This window comes from Methylobacterium sp. AC690 (assembly GCF_979256535.1).
In genome coordinates this window covers 1-1,366 of record NZ_CEEDOX010000049.1, presented here as the reverse complement: position 1 = coordinate 1,366, position 1,366 = coordinate 1, and the positions used below count along the sequence as shown (strand labels likewise).

At 65.7% G+C, this 1,366-nt stretch carries 1 protein-coding gene; it reads right to left on the bottom strand.

Features of this window, described 5'->3' with window-relative positions:
* Positions 1–255: 255 nt before the first annotated feature.
* Positions 256–1,284, bottom strand: coding sequence for an IS110 family RNA-guided transposase (locus AC0IY1_RS25260; protein ID WP_471773320.1), 1,029 nt, complete (start codon positions 1,282–1,284; stop codon positions 256–258).
* Positions 1,285–1,366 lie beyond the last annotated feature (82 nt).

The window sequence follows — 1,366 nt, the reverse complement described above, 5'->3', positions numbered from 1 at the left end:
AAACGTATGGCCCGCCCCGTCCGCAAGTGGCTTATGATCCGCTGGTCTGAGCAGTCTGCATAAACGTATCCGGCCTTTCGGCGATGCCGTTGGCCAAGATGGAGATCCGCGCGTCCTGGTCCTCATAAAGGGGGCGGCGTCGAGCGCCATTTTACGCCAAAGGCTTCCAGAACACCGATCGACTGTCAGGCCATCTTCCTCTCGCCGCTCGCAGACATGGTGAGGCCGACGAAGGCTTCGCCGACCAAGCTCGGTTCAGGCAGCCACCGCCGCCGGCTCATAGACGCGTTCGTGGCGCAGCAGCGCCCAGACGGTCCGAGCCAATTTAGCCGCCAGCGCAACGACGGCGGTGTTGGCGTGCGCCCGCGCCAGCAGGCCCCGGAGCCATTGGCCGATCCGCGTATCGCTTTTGCGAAGGGTCGGCATCGCCGCCCGTGCACCCTGGATCAGCATCTTGCGCAGGTACTTGCTGCCGCGCTTGGTGATGCCGACGAGTTTGGGTCGTCCGCCAGTCGTGACTTGCCGCGGCACGAGGCCGAGCCAGGCCGCCAGATCACGCCCGCGGGCGAAGGTGGCCACGTCACCGATTGCCGCAACCAGCGCTGTCGCGTTGAGTGCACCGATGCCCGGGATGGTGGTGAGCCGGCGAGTACTCTCGTCGGTCCGGGCCTGTTCGGCGAACTCGCCATCGAGCGTGGCGATGCGTTCGTCGAGGGACTGCCAACGTTCCCGCACGTCGGCCACGAGGCTGCGCATTCGTGGCGTGATGTCCGCGGCGGTGTCGGGATCGAGCAGGGTGTTCAGGCTGGCGGCAAGCTTGGCACGTCCTTGTGGGACGATGTGGCCACGCTCCAGCAGGATGGCCCGGATCTGGTTCATCAAGGCCGTGCGTTCGCCCACGAGCTGGTCGCGCACCCGGTGCAGAGTCTGCATGTCGAGCTGCGCTTCCGACTTCAGCGCGACGAACCGCATAGTCGGACGCGTCGCAGCCTCTGCGATCGCCTCGGCGTCACGGTCGTCGTTCTTCTGGGCCTTGACGTAGGGGCGCACGTATTCCGGCGACATCAGCCGGATGGTGTGGCCTTGAGTGGCGAGCGCCCGGCCCATGTGATGCGCGCCACAGCACGCCTCCATGGCGATGATGCAAGGTGGAAGCGTCGCGCCAAAGGTCATCACCGTCTCGCGTCGCATCCGGCGACGCAGGACGACCCGACCGGTCGCATCTTGCCCCACCAAGCTGCAGCTGTTCTTGCCCAGATCGATCCCGAGTATCGCAATGGCCATCGGTCCGCTCCATCCCTCGTGTGAGCCACACTGCAAACCTAGCAGTGAAGCCCAGTGAGGGGCGGGCCATCCATAAAGGGGG

Bases quoted from the DNA above. Each gene is read 5' to 3' on its own strand.
- AC0IY1_RS25260 (WP_471773320.1), bottom strand. From the start codon at position 1,284: ATGGCCATTGCGATACTCGGGATCGATCTGGGCAAGAACAGCTGCAGC.